At 36.1% G+C, this 17,507-nt stretch carries 19 protein-coding genes and 1 riboswitch; of the genes, 8 read left to right on the top strand and 11 right to left on the bottom strand.

The features are described 5' to 3' along the window. Window positions 1-10: 10 nt before the first annotated feature. The 6 genes from KYI10_00580 to KYI10_00605 form a co-directional block, all read right to left on the bottom strand. Window positions 11-2,875, bottom strand: coding sequence for a YhgE/Pip domain-containing protein (locus tag KYI10_00580; GenBank protein QYA32983.1), 2,865 nt, complete (start codon window positions 2,873-2,875; stop codon window positions 11-13). A 195-nt stretch (window positions 2,876-3,070) separates the two neighbouring features. Then, the gene (locus tag KYI10_00585) at window positions 3,071-4,057 is read right to left on the bottom strand and encodes a HesA/MoeB/ThiF family protein (GenBank protein ID QYA32984.1); all 987 of its coding nucleotides are present in this window, start codon (window positions 4,055-4,057) and stop codon (window positions 3,071-3,073) included. Beyond that, window positions 4,054-4,821: a thiazole synthase gene (locus KYI10_00590; GenBank protein QYA32985.1), complete on the bottom strand. Its 768-nt coding sequence runs from the start codon at window positions 4,819-4,821 to the stop codon at window positions 4,054-4,056. Before KYI10_00590 ends, KYI10_00585 begins: the two co-directional genes overlap by 4 nt. Window position 4,822: 1 nt before the next feature. Beyond that, complete coding sequence (thiS, locus tag KYI10_00595; protein QYA32986.1) at window positions 4,823-5,020, bottom strand: sulfur carrier protein ThiS; 198 nt, start codon at window positions 5,018-5,020, stop codon at window positions 4,823-4,825. Next, complete coding sequence (locus tag KYI10_00600; GenBank protein ID QYA32987.1) at window positions 5,001-6,107, bottom strand: FAD-dependent oxidoreductase; 1,107 nt, start codon at window positions 6,105-6,107, stop codon at window positions 5,001-5,003. The genes thiS and KYI10_00600 overlap by 20 nt, the downstream gene beginning before the upstream one ends. Next, complete coding sequence (locus tag KYI10_00605) at window positions 6,080-6,661, bottom strand: thiamine phosphate synthase (GenBank protein QYA32988.1); 582 nt, start codon at window positions 6,659-6,661, stop codon at window positions 6,080-6,082. Before KYI10_00605 ends, KYI10_00600 begins: the two co-directional genes overlap by 28 nt. An 82-nt stretch (window positions 6,662-6,743) precedes the next feature. Continuing rightward, a riboswitch (TPP riboswitch) is annotated at window positions 6,744-6,842 on the bottom strand. Between the two features lie 89 nt (window positions 6,843-6,931). Between KYI10_00605 and KYI10_00610 the strand changes: the two genes are divergently transcribed. From KYI10_00610 to KYI10_00620, 3 genes are all read left to right on the top strand, one after another. Next, entirely contained in the window at window positions 6,932-7,390 is a 459-nt protein-coding gene (locus KYI10_00610; protein ID QYA32989.1) for a hypothetical protein, read from the top strand. A gap of 200 nt (window positions 7,391-7,590) precedes the next feature. Beyond that, window positions 7,591-8,055: a GNAT family N-acetyltransferase gene (locus KYI10_00615; protein ID QYA32990.2), complete on the top strand. Its 465-nt coding sequence runs from the start codon at window positions 7,591-7,593 to the stop codon at window positions 8,053-8,055. After that, the gene (locus KYI10_00620; protein ID QYA32991.1) at window positions 8,052-8,462 is read left to right on the top strand and encodes a hypothetical protein; all 411 of its coding nucleotides are present in this window, start codon (window positions 8,052-8,054) and stop codon (window positions 8,460-8,462) included. The genes KYI10_00615 and KYI10_00620 overlap by 4 nt, the downstream gene beginning before the upstream one ends. Window positions 8,463-8,565: 103 nt before the next feature. Here KYI10_00620 and KYI10_00625 read toward each other — a convergent pair whose 3' ends face one another. Continuing rightward, window positions 8,566-9,354, bottom strand: coding sequence for a TerC family protein (locus KYI10_00625; protein QYA32992.1), 789 nt, complete (start codon window positions 9,352-9,354; stop codon window positions 8,566-8,568). A gap of 231 nt (window positions 9,355-9,585) precedes the next feature. Then, window positions 9,586-10,191: a DedA family protein gene (locus KYI10_00630; GenBank protein ID QYA32993.1), complete on the bottom strand. Its 606-nt coding sequence runs from the start codon at window positions 10,189-10,191 to the stop codon at window positions 9,586-9,588. A 173-nt stretch (window positions 10,192-10,364) separates the two neighbouring features. Between KYI10_00630 and KYI10_00635 the strand changes: the two genes are divergently transcribed. Next, a complete protein-coding gene (locus tag KYI10_00635) occupies window positions 10,365-10,694 on the top strand; it encodes a hypothetical protein (protein QYA32994.1) in 330 nt (109 codons plus the stop codon). Window positions 10,695-10,787: 93 nt separating this feature from the next. After that, window positions 10,788-12,026 (top strand): aminoacyltransferase, encoded by a 1,239-nt coding sequence (locus KYI10_00640; protein ID QYA32995.1) that lies wholly within the window; start codon window positions 10,788-10,790, stop codon window positions 12,024-12,026. Between the two features lie 48 nt (window positions 12,027-12,074). Here the strand turns inward: KYI10_00640 and deoD are convergent, their stop codons facing one another. Then, complete coding sequence (deoD, locus tag KYI10_00645) at window positions 12,075-12,791, bottom strand: purine-nucleoside phosphorylase (GenBank protein QYA32996.1); 717 nt, start codon at window positions 12,789-12,791, stop codon at window positions 12,075-12,077. A gap of 105 nt (window positions 12,792-12,896) precedes the next feature. Further along, window positions 12,897-13,574, bottom strand: a complete 678-nt coding sequence (gene modB, locus KYI10_00650; protein QYA32997.1) for a molybdate ABC transporter permease subunit — start codon at window positions 13,572-13,574, stop codon at window positions 12,897-12,899. A gap of 122 nt (window positions 13,575-13,696) precedes the next feature. On the opposite strand from modB, the gene KYI10_00655 reads away from it, so the two are divergent. After that, the gene (locus KYI10_00655) at window positions 13,697-14,854 is read left to right on the top strand and encodes an acyl-CoA dehydrogenase family protein (protein ID QYA32998.1); all 1,158 of its coding nucleotides are present in this window, start codon (window positions 13,697-13,699) and stop codon (window positions 14,852-14,854) included. A 10-nt stretch (window positions 14,855-14,864) separates the two neighbouring features. Here KYI10_00655 and KYI10_00660 read toward each other — a convergent pair whose 3' ends face one another. Then, a complete protein-coding gene (locus tag KYI10_00660) occupies window positions 14,865-15,779 on the bottom strand; it encodes an EamA family transporter (GenBank protein ID QYA32999.1) in 915 nt (304 codons plus the stop codon). A 154-nt stretch (window positions 15,780-15,933) separates the two neighbouring features. Between KYI10_00660 and KYI10_00665 the strand changes: the two genes are divergently transcribed. Beyond that, the gene (locus KYI10_00665) at window positions 15,934-16,845 is read left to right on the top strand and encodes an ABC transporter substrate-binding protein (protein ID QYA33000.1); all 912 of its coding nucleotides are present in this window, start codon (window positions 15,934-15,936) and stop codon (window positions 16,843-16,845) included. Window positions 16,846-16,956: 111 nt separating this feature from the next. Continuing rightward, complete coding sequence (locus KYI10_00670; GenBank protein ID QYA33001.1) at window positions 16,957-17,505, top strand: biotin transporter BioY; 549 nt, start codon at window positions 16,957-16,959, stop codon at window positions 17,503-17,505. The last annotated feature ends 2 nt before the right edge of the window (window positions 17,506-17,507 follow it).

The raw sequence follows: 17,507 nt of genomic DNA on the forward strand, positions 1-17,507 counted from the left end.
TTAATATAATTTATTCAACAAGATTACTTGCTTTACTTCTTGCATAAAACTCTTTTTTAATCGGTTCAAATCTAGGTTTGAGTGCTAAGCCAAATGCAAACGTTAAGCCAGCAATTAAATAGAGCATACCGAGTTTAGTGAATGCAATTTCAGGAACAATTCCTCCGACCGCTTCACGTAGCAAATCTACAGCATAGGTGAATGGTAAGAATGGATGGATTGTCTGGAAGAATTTAGGTGTGACTTGAATCGGAAATGTACCCCCGCCTCCTGCAATTTGCAATACCATAATAACGATTGCGATAGCTTTACCGATATTTCCTAATAAACTCACAAGAGTATAGACCATTATTGTAAATGCAAGTCCCACAAGTATTGCGAATAGAACATTGTATACCGGATGCTTAGCATAAGCATCCAGAATAAAGAGATTACCTAAGACTACAATTGTAGATTGAGCAACGCTCAGTAATAAGAATAAGATCATACGCCCTAAATATAATTCTCTAAGTGAGAATTTACCGATGAGAGATTTATCTTTAAGTTCAGTCGTCAATAAGTTACCACTTAAGAGCGCACCTACCCATAAAGCGAGTGCTGTATAGAATGGAGCACTTGCAGACCCATAGTTTGGAATAGGGAATACTTGTGTTTCATCTAGTTGTATCGGTTCAGCAAAGTAATCAGATTGATCTTCAAGGTCATTGCGTAATAATTTGATTAATTTGTTGAACGTATCATTTTTATCAAGCTCTCTAAACTTATCAGCAGCTTGTTTAATTTCTTTTTCGATACCTGGTAGTTCTTCATTCGAGAATACCGCAAGTTCATGAATCTTATCTTGTGCACCTGGTAAGTTGTTCTGTAATAACTTTGAAGCTTCATTGTACTTAGCCATTACACTTGGCAAATCTTTTGCAGCAAAGTTACTTAGACGATTTAGATCTCCTAGTACAGACGGGAGCTCGCTTTCTACAAAATTTGATGCTTCTCCGACTTTAGATTTAAAGGTAGGGAAGTTAGCCTGAGCTGTCTGGTTAATACGGCTGAATTTTTGTTCTAATGCCGGAAGTTCAGCATTAATCGTTAACAGTGTCTCGTGTGCATTACTTGTTATTTGAACAGCATCAGCCAGTATTCGATCTACATCATTCGCAAATTGGCTAGCGTTTGATAGCTTCCCAGCTATCGTATCCAGGTTGCTGTCAATAGAGGCTAATCCATCTGTAAGAATTTGCTTCATATCAGCACTTGCAAATGCTTCAAGTGACGAGAGTGCTTTTAAAGCGTTTTGGATAGCACTATTGTCAAAACTTACTTTACCATTACCTCGTGCACCATTTAAAGTTGTGTCTAGTGATGCATTAAGTTTTGTCAAAGCATCGATAGATTGATTTAACTGTGCATTAATCTTTGATGTATCCCCAAGTCCAAGCTTTTCAGCCTGATTCATCAGTTTGATCACTTCATTATAGTAAGCGATAGATTGTTCTAAATTATGTTTATACACTTCAATATTTTTGGCAAGAACCTCAGAACTTCCTGGGCTTTGTTTGCTCAGTTCATCAAGCTGATTGATAGTATCTTGCGTCGCTGCAGCTTCTTCTTTCGTTAACTCACTGATGGCAAGCAACCCATCATTTAATGCTTGTTTAGCAGGTAATAGATCTGGTTTTTTTAAAGCTTCTGTCTGTTTTGCTTCCTCTTTAACATTTTTTTCGCTTGAGGGTTGTTCTATTGTTGCATTTTCTGAAGATGCTTGTTCAGAAGAAGGTTCTTCACCTGAAGGTAGAGATGTCTCTGTGCTATTTTTAGTCTTAGATTCGGTACTATTTTCTAGTAATCGTTCGGCTTCACCTGCTGCACCTTGTACACCTTGTGTTACGTTTTGAGCATTACTAATTTTTTCATGTACTCCGGGCATTGCACCTTGTGCACCAGTGATTGCACTTTGAGCTGTGCTCGTAGCCTGAATGCCTTTAGCGACAGCATCATTGATTTGTGGGAACTTTTGCTCAATAGTATTTGCTTTTTGTAGCGCATTTTCAATTTGGGGCATATTGTTATTAATATTGATGATCATTTGCCCAGCAGCGTTAATATCTGCGGCATGCTCATTTGCTTTAATTAATTTTCCCGCACCATCATTGATTTTGCCTTCAAACTCACTGAGTTGATAGAACTCATCAGCGTATTTTGTAATATCACCTTGATGGCTATCAATTTTATTGACTGTTTTTTTAAATTTTTGCATCTCAGGAATTGCTTTTTCTGCTTCATATACTGAGTTTTCAATTTTATGGTAAAGTGGTAATTTATCTTCTATCTTAATTCCAACACGATTACTTTCATCGAGTAGCGCTTTTGTTGCACTATCTACAAATTTTTCGTTCAGTGATTGTGTGATGGCTGTTGCCCCTGCGTTAGTCATTTTAGGTGCAATGGCATTAATTTTTTGATTCACTTTATAATCGATATGTGCACGTTTTGGCTTTTTGCGAAGTATACTCGTAACGTCATCTGAGAAATGCTTTGGAATATGAATGATAGCATAGTAATTCCCATATTCTAGCTGTTTATTCGCTTCTTTTAAATCTTCTGTAAATACCCATCCGAACTTTTTATTTTCTTTTAAGTTGGTGACGAGTTGATTACCGACATTTACTTTCTTGCCTTGGACCTCTGCGCCAGTATCGTGGTTAATGACAGCAACCTTTAAATATTCTGTATTGGAGTATGGATCCCAAGAAGACTTCAAATTAAACCACGCATAAAACGACGGTAAGATTGATAATCCAAGTAATAGTATGATAAACGAAGGTGTACGTTTAATGTTTTTTAAATCATGTAAAAAGATTTGAAAGGCGTTTTTCATCTAATCTCCTTCTTTATATTAGTATAGTAAAAAAAATCATTCATTTGGCATTGTCAAATTTTGAAATAGCATATACTAATATAACAAATGACACTGTAAAATACAATTGATTTGTAATTATGTGACCATTCTTATTATAAATTTAAAAAACATTGAATCTACTTAAGGAGGAGGAGTATAATTTTACCTATTAAATTATACTGATATAGTGAAAAGGCTAGAAATGATTGACTTTGCTTCTGCTTTACTATATACATCATAAATGATAATACGTCCATCTTTCAACAAATGTACAGTTACATGATCTACTTTAATTATTTTAAATAAAGGTGTTGATTTTACAGTGTTTGGTATTTCTTTATGGAAGATATTACTAGGCAACTTGATAGAGTATTTACCGTAACACATCTTAGTCATATAGTGAGTATTGCTCGTAGTAGCTGGATAATCATGCGTTCCACATGTTTTACAGTTGTTATTGCGGAAAAATGTTGCCTCTGTTGATTTAAATTTCATATTAAAACTGTCGAATGTAATGAAGTGATTAGAGAAGCGACCCTTTGCAATATATTTCATTACTTCTGAAACTTGTAAGCTAGCAGTAAGATGTGCTGTTTGAGGGAGTATTCCCTCTAATGAACAGTTCTGACCTGTATCCGGTGGGTCGGGTAGTAGGCAACGTAGACATGCAACTGAATAATCTATGGCATAGACTGTTCCCTTAGACCCGAGACAAGCACCGTATATCCAAGGTATTCTAAGTTGGTGACAAATATCATTGATGACATAACGTGTATTAAAATTATCTGTACCATCAATCACAATCTTTGGTTGAAACTTTTCAAGCAGTTGCTTCAAGTTATCACTTGTAATCTCTTCGGGGATAGCGGTGACTGTTACTTCACTATTAATACGGGAAAGGTGACGTTTTACAGCATCCACCTTTAATTCATATTGGTGAACATCTGTTTCATCATATAAACTTTGTCGATGAAGATTAGACAAACTTACAATATCCATATCACATATAATGATTTCTGCGGCTCCGCTTCGTGCAAGCATTTCACTGACTGTACTTCCGAGCGCACCTGCACCAATGATAAGAAATTTAGACTTTGAAAGATTGTCCTGACCTTGTTCACCAAACTGTGATGCTTTTATTTGTCTGTCATAGCGACTCATAGAAATTCCAGGCCTTCCGTAGGGCTCGATGCTTGTGCTGTATATTTCTTAGGGATTCTCCCGGCAGCAGCGCCAAGGAAACCGGCATGAACTGCGAGTTTCATCGCTTCAGCCATCTTCACAGGGTCTTTCGCGTGACTCACGGCAGTATTTAATAGCACGGCATCTGCACCAAGCTCCATCGCATATGCAGCATCGCTTGGTGAACCGATACCTGCGTCTACAATAACAGGTACACTGATGGCATCAATAATATAGCTTAAGTTCAAGGCATCATTAACACCTAGACCTGTCCCGATAGGTGAGCCGAGTGGCATTATTGCATGTGCACCAAGCGTTTCAAGTTTCTTCGCAAGTACAACATCACATTGAATGTAAGGACAGACAATAAATCCTCTCTCTAGCAGAATTTCACACGCTTTATACGTCTCAATCGCATCGGGTAATAATGTTTTACCGTCCCCGATAATTTCAACTTTGATCATATCGCACATCCCTGCAGCTCGGGCGATCTCAGCAATTTTTACAGCCTCTTCTGCAGTCTTAGCGCCGGCTGTATTAGGGAATGTAATATATTTATCTAAATCAACAGATTCTAATGGATTCGGTAAGTCTTTATCATAGAGGTTCATGCGTCGCACAGCGAACGTTAATGCATTCGTTTCGCTTGCATCTACCGCTTCACGCTGTATATCACCATTTTCAAATTTTCCTGTACCAAGGATGAGTCTCGATTCAAGTTCTATTGGTCCAATCTTTAGCATATTAACCGCCTCCTACAAATTCTAATAATTCTAATCGTTGTTCTGGTCTAATTTCAGTCTCATCCCACTTGTCTTTTTGTACGGGCATATCATCGATTACGATAACCGCACGCTTTAAATCGATATTCAAAGTTTCTAAAAATGGAACAAGCATCGTTTCTTGTGTTTCGTACAATTCATCATTTAAGTATAGTTTCATGTATATCCTCCAGTTTAAAATGATCTTTATATTTCATTGCAAGCGGATGCTGTTTATCGAACATAAGTTTATGCATCAGTGCTCCGGTAATCTTCGATAAGAGGATGCCATTACGATAATGACCGGTTGCGACAAATAGATTATCACGGACCTCATCGATTACTGGTCGCTGCAGTGGGTTATCGGGACGAAAGCCGCATCTGCTATCGACAATTTCACCATTCATGAGTTCTGGTAATAGGTCCAGCGTCATTTCTTTTAGCCAGTCGATACCTTCTTCACTTACTGTGTTGTCACCATTCATCGATGTCGTTGCACCTATCACATATAAATCATCTGACTTCGGTACGATATAATGCCCATTTGTCTGGAACAATGTCTCTTTCATATCTAATGTATGGTGATGTATCGTCATCACTTCACCTTTTACACCGTGCATTTCAAGATGGATACCAAGAGATTTAAGGATGTCGCCTGAATACATACCTGCTGCAACGACGATTTGCTGTGCTTCATATGTTTGCGAGCTGGTACGCACATTAAATCCATCATTTGCTTTCACGTCTATTACGCGATCGTGAATAAACGTAACATCTTCATTTAATGTCATGAGTGCCTGATGGTATTTAACAGCATTGACTTGTCCATCTGTCGGAATCCACATCGCAAGGTCATGATTGCGGATATAACCATGTGCAAACTCATCCAAACGATTTTTAACTAACTCTGTTGTCTTAAACTGTGCATTAAGAAAATCATACTGTTGAAGTAAAGATTCATGCTCGCCATGTGAAGCAATCTTTAATAAACCATGCTGCTGATAATCGATTACATAACCTAAATGTGCCAATTCATCAGCAAAATCTTTCATCATACGTTGCCCTTCCATAGAAAACTGGAAGAGAGGGGAATCAGAATAAAATTCATTTTGTGCACCAAGCATACCGCCAGCAGCATGCGTCGCTCTGCATCTACTAAAATCATCAATAATGGCAATCGAAATACCTTCTTGTTTTAAGTGATAGTATATACTCTGGCCAATAATGCCGCCACCGATAATTAAGACATCGAATTTCGTAATAACCACTCCTTTCGAACGTGCTCAAGATGTGCCTTATGCTGAAACAAACGAATACCACTGAATCCACTAAATCGAGTATCAAGCTGATGTATCGTATGTTCATCGATACCACCGATTGCAACAATCGGGATATCATATGAAAGTACTGTGCCAATTACAGACGCACTTTGAGGTGTGAGACCTGGCTTTGAAGGCGTAGGGAAGACGTGACCGAATATACAGTAATCAAGCACGCCATCAATCAGGCGCACGCTGTCCTCACTGTGCACACTCATACCGACACGAAATTCAGGATGTTGTTGCTTGAATACTATCGCATCACCAGCACGCTCCTTAAAATGGATGCGTGTCAGACCATGCTTTATCATCAAATGAGGTGTATTATGCACAATAATCTTAGAAGGATCTATGTGCCGTTTCAACTGCATAATAAATACATCCAGCGCATCATCACACGCATCTAGACGTAGAATCACACCATCAATCAAAGCTTCTACATCCACAATCGACTGTATAACAGCATCACTCGGTTCCACGAATGGTGTAATCATATAAAACATAAGCAACCTCCAAAAAAAGACCACCCGCAAACAAACTACGGGTGGTCAAAATATATAAAAAATATATAAATATTTATAATTATATAAATGATAACTGCTTCCCTACGTTGGAATTATCCAAATCAGGTTATGAGAGTCAGACAAAGTCTTCTCAGCTCTAAGAGCACCCCTAGCCATATTCGATTATGTAATTAAGAATAGCACTCAATGGCTGATAATTCAAACTTCTAAATTTAAATGATAAAATAGAAAAAGAAAGGGGATGTAAAAATGAATGAAATAAATGAAAAACAATTAGCAGCATTGCTAGATGAACACGCTGAACTGCGTGAAAATATGAGTAACGGTGAACGAGATGATATAGATGAAGCACAATTAAAACAAGTAACGATGGGTAGATTACAAGAAGAACGCATGACATCTGAAGAAATATTAAGAGAAATCGATGAACAGGAATCACTAGATATAGAGAACGAAATCGCACATAAAGAAGTGCATATCTTCAAATATGTAATGTATACGATTGAAATCTATAAAGACGTCGAACTTACACTAGACAGACTTAGAAATTTAATGGCACATGAATATGCAGAGATGACAGAAGAAAGTCTGATGCATTATCTTAAAGACTATGAATCAGCAGGATATATCCGACTGAACGAAACAGAAACAGGTGTTACAGTATCTAAAACATTTCTCGGGGAATGTGCTTTAGCGTTAGTGAAATAAAGAAGCGGCTTGATTAGTGGCTTTTATTTGCTTACAAAAATATAAATATTAATAATTTATAATATCAAATACTTAGAAGAAAGATTAAGAGATGCCTGTCATTCCAACAACTCAATATGTATAGATTAACCATAAAATAAACTTTTATAAATAATTATAAAGATATAAGGAAGGATAGCATGAATTCTAAAATAAGAAGTATGACTGAAGATGATATTCCAAAGATACAACACATTGCAAAACTCAGCTGGCATGATACATATGAAGGAATAATACCGCTTCATATACAAGATAATTTTTTAGAGATGGCCTACAGTTCATCTATGTTAGAAAAAAGGTTAGCGTTGACGAAAATGTATGTAGCAGAATTCGAAGATCAAGTTGTAGGCTTTGCAAATTTCAGCAAACCAGATGAGAATGGTATAGCTGAACTGGCTGCTATTTACTTACTCCCGGACTACCAAAATTTAAGGATAGGTAGCACGCTTATAAAGCATGGAATTTCACAGATGGAAGGAATAAAGTTTATAGACGTTGTAGTAGAGAAAGAAAATAAGGTTGGCTATAATTTTTATAAAAAATTTGGTTTTTTAGTACAGGACGAATTTGAAGATGATTTTGACAGTCACATATTGAAGTCGGTAAAAATGAGGTTAACATTATGAATACATTCCATATAGCTCTTAAACGTTTACCTGAAGAAGTGCAGGAGATGATTATGGACAAAAAGTTAAATGATGTACTTATGTATTTTATGGAACATGAAGTACAAGATTATTATTTGATGAAATACTTATCAAATATTGCACATCTTAAAGATGAAGTAGAATATCATGAAATGGTCGCAAGTATTTACCATTTTCATTTCAACTATGAAGTTGATGCATATGATGCAGCTTATTATCATTACTGGCGTTCGTTAGAGCTTACATCTTTTAACGATATAGAATTATTAGAAGAGTTTCTTCAAATTCTGGATGAACCTGATTTTGATATTATAGAAGAGGAAAATATTGAATATGTAAAAAATCAGATAAGACTATTAGAAAAGGAGTCTATTATCAGAATTTGATGATACGATAAAACCCCAACATATAAATGTTGGGGTTTTATCATAGTCTTTATAGAGTACGATTCTCTCATATCATTTGTTGCCTATAGAATATCATATTTCATTATGAATGACTTCTCTTGTTCTGTCTTGCGCTCGTAATAAAGCCGATTGCTAATATTGAAAGTAGTACACCCCAGAAGATTAACTGCCATGGTAATGAATGTGGGAAATCATGTGGTAATACGTGTATCGAATCATGTGCGAGCACCAGTACAACAAGTTTCACACCGATCCATCCTACAATAGCGAATGCTGCTGCTTCAAGTCCTGGATATTTCTCAAGCAACTTGATGAAGTATGTTGCAGCGAATCGCATTAAGATAACACCTAACATTCCTCCCGTAAACATTACTGCAAATTGTCCTGCATTAAGTCCCATAAAATCCGGACCAACGTGAGGTAGTGTAACAGCAATTGCGATTGCTGCAAGCATTGAGTCGATTGCAAAAGCTATGTCTGCGAACTCAACTTTCAGTACAGTCATCCAGAAACCGCTGCCTTTCGATTCGTTACCTTCTTCTTCAGCAATATTCGGTACGGATGGATCATCTGTGTGATCTTTCTTTTTAAAGTATGTGTGTAAACTCTTCGCGGACATAAATAGCAAGTATGCTGCACCAGCTGCTTGTATCCACCAGTACTTCGCAAGTACTGTAATAAAGAATAGTGCAATTAATCTAAACACAAATGCACCGACTAAACCATAGAATAAAGCTTTCTTTCTTTGTTCTTCAGGTAGGTGCTTTACCATTACTGCCATTACGATGGCATTATCTGCTGCTAGCAACCCCTCTAATAATACTAATACGACAATTACCCATGCATATGCTAATAAAATACTTGGATCCATATGTTCACTCCTTAAATTTTGAATATAAAAAGACCCATGCCAAAAAGTATTGGCAAAGGTCTCGCTGAATGTACATTCTTATAATGCCGGAAGTGTGTACTCCGTAATGACGACATTATAATCGGGTTACCCCTTAGCTACTCCCCTTCGACATAAGTCTTAGGATATTCGATTGATTTGATATAACTATAGCACATATTTTTTTAATTTACCATGTTAATGAAATGGTAATTATTTTTTGCGTTTATACAGATAGATAACGACTGCAATTATCAGTATTGCCATTACGATATAAAGTACATTAGAGTACATATCAAAATATTGCAGTACTTTCTCCCAGTTCTGTCCAAGCGCCATACCTAAGTATATGAGAACGGCATTCCAGATAATTGTTCCGACTGTTGTGTAGAGTATGAAAGGAACGATGGACATCTGACTGAGTCCTGCCGGGATAGAGATTAAGCTTCTGATAAGGGGAACAAAGCGACATAAGAATACTGCTGTATAACCATATTTATTGAACCATTTGTTTGCTTTATGAATATCTTCGATGTCGAGTCTTAAGATGAAACCATATTTATCGATAATCTTTTCTATTCTTCTGAGGCCTAGGATATGACCTAAATAATAGAGGATGACTGCACCTCCAACTGCGCCGAGCGTAGAAGCGATGAGCATTCCAGCAAATGATAGTTTTGGGGACTGATCAACCATAAATCCGCCAAACGTTAATATAACTTCTGATGGAATCGGGGGGAACACATTTTCAAGTAGGATGAGTAAGAACACACCAAAGTAACCGAACTGTTCCATGACATCCATAATCCATTGCTGCATAATAGCCTCCATATAATTCTGTATAAAAGTAATATAACCCAAATGTTTAGGTTTATAAAACGAAAACAAATAGGTATGGCAACGATTTTAAGTGATTTAAAACAAATCGATATCATAAATAGGATAGAAAAGGGTATATTTAAAACAAATAAAAATTATTTTAGGAGGATATTATGGCACAATTTAGAAAAATATCAGAAGAAGAGTTATTTCCAACGGAACAATTAGGACCAGAAATCGAAGGGACGGTATTATTCCCGACACCTAATGGTATGAGTGAATTGCAGGGTGCGTACATTGCAACAAGTGAACGTTTATTTATGAATGTTGATATGGGAGAGCGTGTTTATGAACGAGTGGTTGGCATGCATGAAATTCACGGAGTTGCAAGTGAAGAGGATACATTGACTATAACGTTCGATATTGGACCGATTAAGATGGTGAATTTAAATGCTGAAGAATTGCGAGTTTTTACTGACTTTCTACAAAGTTATATTAAATAAATGATTTCAAAGCAGAGTATATGGTATCTCTGTCGTTTTCATGTAGTGAATGTTATATTAATAATAAACAGTTAAATAGAGAGGGAGTACAAGATGAAGTTTTGCGAGTTACAACCAGATGAATTTGAATCCTTTGTGAATGAGCATTTCAGTCATTACACACAATCAAGAATTCATTACGATTATAAAGTTGAGCATAATGAACCTGTACATATTGTTGGGGTTAAAGAGGGAGATGAAGTACTTGCTGCATGTCTATTAACGAGTGCACGCGCTTTTAAGTACTTTAACTATTTCTACTCGCATCGTGGTCCTGTGATGGATTATTCAAATAAGGTGCTTGTTGATTTATTCTACACAGAGCTAAGAAAGTATTTAAAATCACATAATGGTTTATTTGCATTGATAGATCCACATATTATTATGAACTATAGAGATCACGACGGTAATATTACGGAGTCAAATGATGTGGAAGGCTTTATTGGACAGATGGAAGGTTTAGGGTACCACCATCGTGGATTCCCAGTTGGGTATTCTAATGATTCACAAGCCAGATTCTTATCAGTGCTTAATCTTGAAGGTAAATCTGAAGATGAATTATTAAAGGAAATGGAATATAAAACGAGACGTAATATTAAGAAAACGTATGAGATGGGTGTTCGTTTAAGAGATTTATCGGTTGAAGAAACAGATAAATTCTTTGAATTATTTCAGATGGCTGAAGATAAACATGGTTTCTCGTTCAGAGACTTTGATTACTTCGTTAAGATGCAAAAGATATACAAAGATCAATGTAGGCTTGTATTAAGTTACATTGATTTAGATGAGCATCTTGATATTCTGCATAAAGATTTAAAACAGAAAGAAAACGAATATAATAAAGAGAAATTGAAGTTGGATGAAAACCCTGGCTTCAGAAAATTACGTAATAAAGTTGATCAGCTTTCCAAAGCAGTTGATAAAGAGAAGAAGAAAGTTGCAGAAATTGAATCTTTAAAGCAGACAGATGGCAGAATTCTTCACTTAGCAAGTGCATTGTATATTCATAATGAACATGAATTATATTATTTATCAAGTGGTTCTAATCCTAAGTATAATCAATTTATGGGGCCCTATAATATGATGTTTGAAATGATTAAGTATGCCAAGAGCCTGAATTTAAAAACTTATAATTTTTATGGTGTAACGGGTGTATTCACTGAAGATGCTGAAGATTATGGTGTACTTAAATTTAAGAAAGGCTTCAATGCACATATTGAAGAATATATTGGAGACTTTATTTTACCCCTTAGCCCGTTTTATAAATTATACGAACTAAAACAGAAACTCTAATTAATAAGCCGATACTTCTTAGAAGTATCGGCTTATTGATCTATTGTATTACTCTACGATTTCTAATGCGATTTCCATCATATTAGTGAATGATGTTTGACGCTCTTCAGGTGTCGTTTCTTCGTGTGTTAGTAAGTGGTCGCTTACTGTGAAGATTCCAAGTGCACGAACGTCTCCACCAGCATAAGCAGCATTCATGTATAATCCTGCAGATTCCATTTCAACAGCTAAGATGCCCATTGAACGCCATTTATCAGTTGCGTCTTCATTCGCATTGTAGAAGATATCTGATGATAATACGTTACCAACGTGACTGACAGCACCTTTTTCATCAGCTAATTGTTTCGCACGTGCAAGTAAATCGAAGTTAGCGATTGGTGCGAAGTGACCAGGTAGTCCGTATTGCGCCACGTAGTTAGAGTCCGTTGATGCACCTTGAGCAATGATAATATCGTATACGTTAATATCTTCTTGCATTGCGCCACAAGAACCTACACGAATTAAATTTTTCACACCAAAGGTATGAATCAATTCATAAGAATAGATGCCGATAGACGGAATCCCCATACCAGTACCCATAACTGAGATACGCTTTCCTTTATAAGTTCCAGTGTATCCGAACATATTACGTACTTCATTAAATTGAACAACGTCTTCTAAATATGTGTCTGCAATAAACTTAGCGCGAAGTGGATCTCCAGGTAAGAGAATTGTTTCTGCGATTGGATTGTTTTCTGGTTTAATGTGTGGTGTTGATTTAGACATTATATTTTCTCCTTTAATAAATATATTTGAACACTTTCAGTCTACCTTACAATGCTATCTTCTTTCAAGCAAAGGTATTATAAAGTGTAGGTTTATAGAGATTTATTATTTTCTTAATAGTTGTGTGGCGATCATCATGAAGAATGACATCACAATCATTATGAAAACCCAGGCGTATGCAAGATGCAAATCATTATTTTCAATTGCTACATATATTGCTGTCGGCATCGTCTCGGTAACACCAGGTATATTGCCGGCGAATATAAGTGTTGCACCGAACTCTCCGATTGCGCGTGCAAAGGCTAACAAAGTTCCAGTTAGCAAGGCCGCTCTCGATAAAGGTAAAGTAATATGTGTAAACATGCGAAACTTTGAAGCGCCATCAAGCTGGGCAACATGATATAAATTTTCCGGAATCTGTTCTATACCTATTTTTATTGATTGATACATTAATGGTAAAGCGACAAGAGTAGATGCGGTAATAGCGGCATAAATTGTAAAGATAATTGGCTGGTGAAAGAGTAGGTCTATAAATCTCCCCATTACGCTTTGTTTACCAAATAAGATGAGCAGTAAAAATCCTACAACGGTTGGAGGAAGTACCATTGGCATCATAATGATAGCTTCTAAAATCGTCTTTCCTTTAAAATATTTCCTGGATAATAAATAATGTAATAAAAGTGCCAATACGAAACTTAATATTGTTGCACTCACTGCGACTTTGAGCGAGATGATTATGGGTGATATAAAGTTTTCGTCATTTAATAAACTGGATAAAGTCATATTTTTCGTCCTAATTGTTAATTTGTTAATATCATTATATATGATTATATGAATACACGCTTATCGAAAATGATAGTTGTAAATAAAAGTGTTACAATTTCAATGAGAGGAGAATGACAGCAATGGAAAATGAATTATTTCTTGAAAGCAGCATCGAATTAAAATGGAAAGCATTATTCGAAGCAAACAGAGAGTGGTTAGAACGAACGGCCGCAGAAGCTGATAAAAAAGGAGTGCTTAACAATCAGCTTATCGATTGGTTGATTAAACATGAGTATCACATGCTAACTTTGCCTGTTGAACATGGTGGTGCTGGGTGTAATATTAAAGAACTTATCGTGATTCAGTCTTTACTTGGATATTATGATGAATCAACAGCCTTATCCATTGGTTGGCATCTTGGTGTTGTGGGAGAAGTATTTGAGTTAAACCTCTGGTCGGAAGAGATGATGTTGCAATTTGCTGAAGACGTAAAAAAGGGTGCGATCACGAATCGCGTTGTATCTGAAAGCGAGATGGGAAGCCCGACGCGAGGAGGTCGTCCTTCTACGAACGCGGTACATGCTGGAGATAAGTATGTAATTAATGGCACTAAGACCTTTGCATCCATGAGTCATCGTCTGACGCACATGCTTGTAGGAGCTTACGATACTGAAGCGTCTGCTATGGGGTTCTATTATGTTCCAGCTGACAGTGCAGGTATTGAAATCGTTGAAACATGGGATACGTTAGGGATGCGTGCAACGGCTAGCCATGATGTCATTTTTAATGATGTGAACATCAATGAACGCAACAGAGTTGAAATTAATAAAGAAAAGCTTGCGAATCCATGGTTGATGCATATTCCGGCAGTTTATCTCGGTCTTGCACAACGTGCGCTAGATGAAGCAGTACAATTCAGTAAAACGTATCAACCAAACTCTTTGCAGACGACCATCAGTGAACTTCCTCATATTCAGGATAAACTCGCTAAAATGGAGATGCTGATGATGCAGTCTCGTCATTTCATTTATCATGCATGCGATATGCACTTGGAAGGTAAGACAGAACATCTCGGACTTACATTCCAGCTGTCAAAACATATCATTGTCAATAATGGACTTGAAATTATTGATTTAGCAATGCGCGTATTAGGGGCAAAGAGCCTGGAACGTACAAGAATATTAGAAAGAATATTAAGGTCGATGAGAGCAGGCCTGCATAATCCACCGATGGATGATGCTGTTGAACGCAATATTGTGACTCAATTATTAAAAACACATGAAATCAATGCGCATTAACGCATTGATTTCATGTGTTTTTTTGTACTTTTTTTTCTTTAGAATTAATGATGGATATAAAGAGGACGACACCTAATATAATAATCATTCCAATAATCTGAATAAAATTAAATGGCTGTTTCAGCCAAAGGATACTCACGATAATAGCGGTAAGTGGTTCTATACATCCAAGTAATGCAGTAAGTTGTGGATCGATATATTTCACGCTTAATAAATATAAGAAGAATGCAAGTGCAGTTCCTACGATAATCACAAAGATTAAATATCCGATGGCCACACTTCCCATCGCAAAAGGGTTAATATACCAATGTCTATTGAAAAGACTGATAAATATTCCTGCAAAGAGCATTGCCCATCCAATAATAACTAATGGTTTATTATGAACAAATAGTCGTCCAGCATACATTGTGTAGAATGCAGCTGCCACTGCGCTGAGCAATCCCCAGATGATGGCTTTGGGTGGGACGACAACGTTATTAATATTACCACTTGTAAGAAGTAGAAAAGTCCCGAATGTAGATACAGCGATGACGATAAAATCAATCAACCTAAAATTAATTTTACGTGTGCTAAGCAAATAAATTAAAATGACAATAGGTGCTAAATACTGTAGTAAAGTAGCGACAGCAGCATTTCCGGCTTCTATTGAGGCAAGAAAAGTATACTGTACTGCAAGCATTCCGAATATTGAATATATAATGAGATGTATCATAGTATAGCGATCTTTAAAGAGGTTGAAAATATTTTGTTTTCTAATAACAGCAAGTAGCAATAAGAATAATCCACTGAATATTAATCTTACAGTAATAAACCAATCAAGAGGAAGTTTAAAAGTCTGGAACATTTGTTGTGATACTGTCCCGCCTACACCCCAGAATATTGCCCCTAATGTAACAAGAATGATGCCTTTTGTCGTATTATTCATGATAGCCCTCCTTAAATTGCATATTACCTCGATTATAGAGATAGAATATATGAAATTCAATGTAATAAAAGATATAAAAAAGATATTGCTTTTGTCAATGATTGTTCATATAATTAATTGGTAATGATAATCAATATCAATTGGAGGGAAAGTAATGAAAAAAATATTAGTATTATTCATCGTATGTATTATCATGCTCGCAGCATGCGGGAATAAAGATAGCAAGAAAGAGCAAAAAGAAACAACAGTAGAATTTAAAACAGATAGCGGCAAAACAATAAAAATTCCAAAAGAACCAAAACGTATCGTTGTTATGGGTGCAAGCTATGTTGGGAATTTAATTGATTTAGGTGTTACTCCGGTTGGAGCAGATCAATATGCATTTCAATCTGATATATTAAAGCCGAAGCTTAAGGGTGTAGAACAGTTAAATCCAGGTGATGTTGAGAAAGTCGCTAAACTAAAACCAGATTTAATTATTTCATTTGATACTGATAAAGATAATAAGAAGTATGAAAAAATTGCACCAACAATTCCTTTTACATATACAAAGCATGATTATTTAGAAGTACACGAATTATTAGGAAAAATTGTTGGTAAAGAAAAAGAAGCAAAAGCATTTGTGGATAAATGGAATAAAGAGACGAAAAAAGATGGTAAAGAAATTAAAAAACATCTTGGTGAAGATAAAACTTATTCTATCTTCCAGTTCTTCCAAAAAGAAATCTATGTGTATGGCGATAACTGGGGCCGTGGATCAGAAATTATTTATCAAGCGTTTGACTTGAAGATGCAGGATAAAATTGTTAAAGATGTTAAACCGACAGGATGGAAGAAAGTTTCTTCTGAAAGTTTGAGTAGTTATGCAGGAGATATTGTACTCGTGTCAAGTGATGCAGGGTCTGCTACAAATACAGTAACTGAATCTAATTTGTGGAAGAACATGGATGCAGTTAAAAATAACCGCCTCGTTGAATATGATTCTGAAGATTTCTGGTTTAATGATCCAATTTCTTTAGAACATCAAAGAAAAGTTCTGAAAGACAAGTTAATGAATTTGAAATGATGAATAGCTGGATATTCCAGCTATTTTTTTATATCCATTGTTAACTTTTTGTACTAAAAGGTTAACGAATAGTGTAGAATAAGTTTATTCTGTTGAAATGAGGTTTAAGAAATGAAATTGAAAGATTTAGTGATTATCGCAATGTTTGCAGCTTTAATCTCTGCGATGGGTATTATCCCTCCGATTCCTGTGCCTGGTTTGCCTGTTCCGATTGTTCTTCAAAATTTAAGCATAATGCTGGCAGGCTGTTTGTTAGGACGTAAGAAAGGTACGTTTGCTGTATTATTATTCTTGTTGCTTGCAGCAGTGGGTGCACCTGTATTATCTGGTGGCCGCGGAGGATTCGCATTATTTTTCGGTCCGACAGGTGGCTATTTATTATCATATATTATTGTTGCCTATTTAATCGGCTTATTTACAGATAAGATGAGACACTTTTCAGTGTGGAAAGTATTTATTGTTAATGCGTTTATCGGTGCAATTTTATGTAATTTAATTGGTGGGGCATTCATGGCGCAAAACTTAAAAATAGATCTAATGAAAGCTTATACTTCTGTATTGGTTTTCTTGCCAGGAGATTTTATTAAAGCATTACTTGCAGCACTACTTGCTGTATCTTTAAGAAAGAACCCACAAATAAAAAGAAGTTTAAATATATAATA

Source organism: Macrococcus sp. 19Msa1099 (genome assembly GCA_019357535.2).
Taxonomy (GTDB): domain Bacteria; phylum Bacillota; class Bacilli; order Staphylococcales; family Staphylococcaceae; genus Macrococcoides; species Macrococcoides psychrotolerans.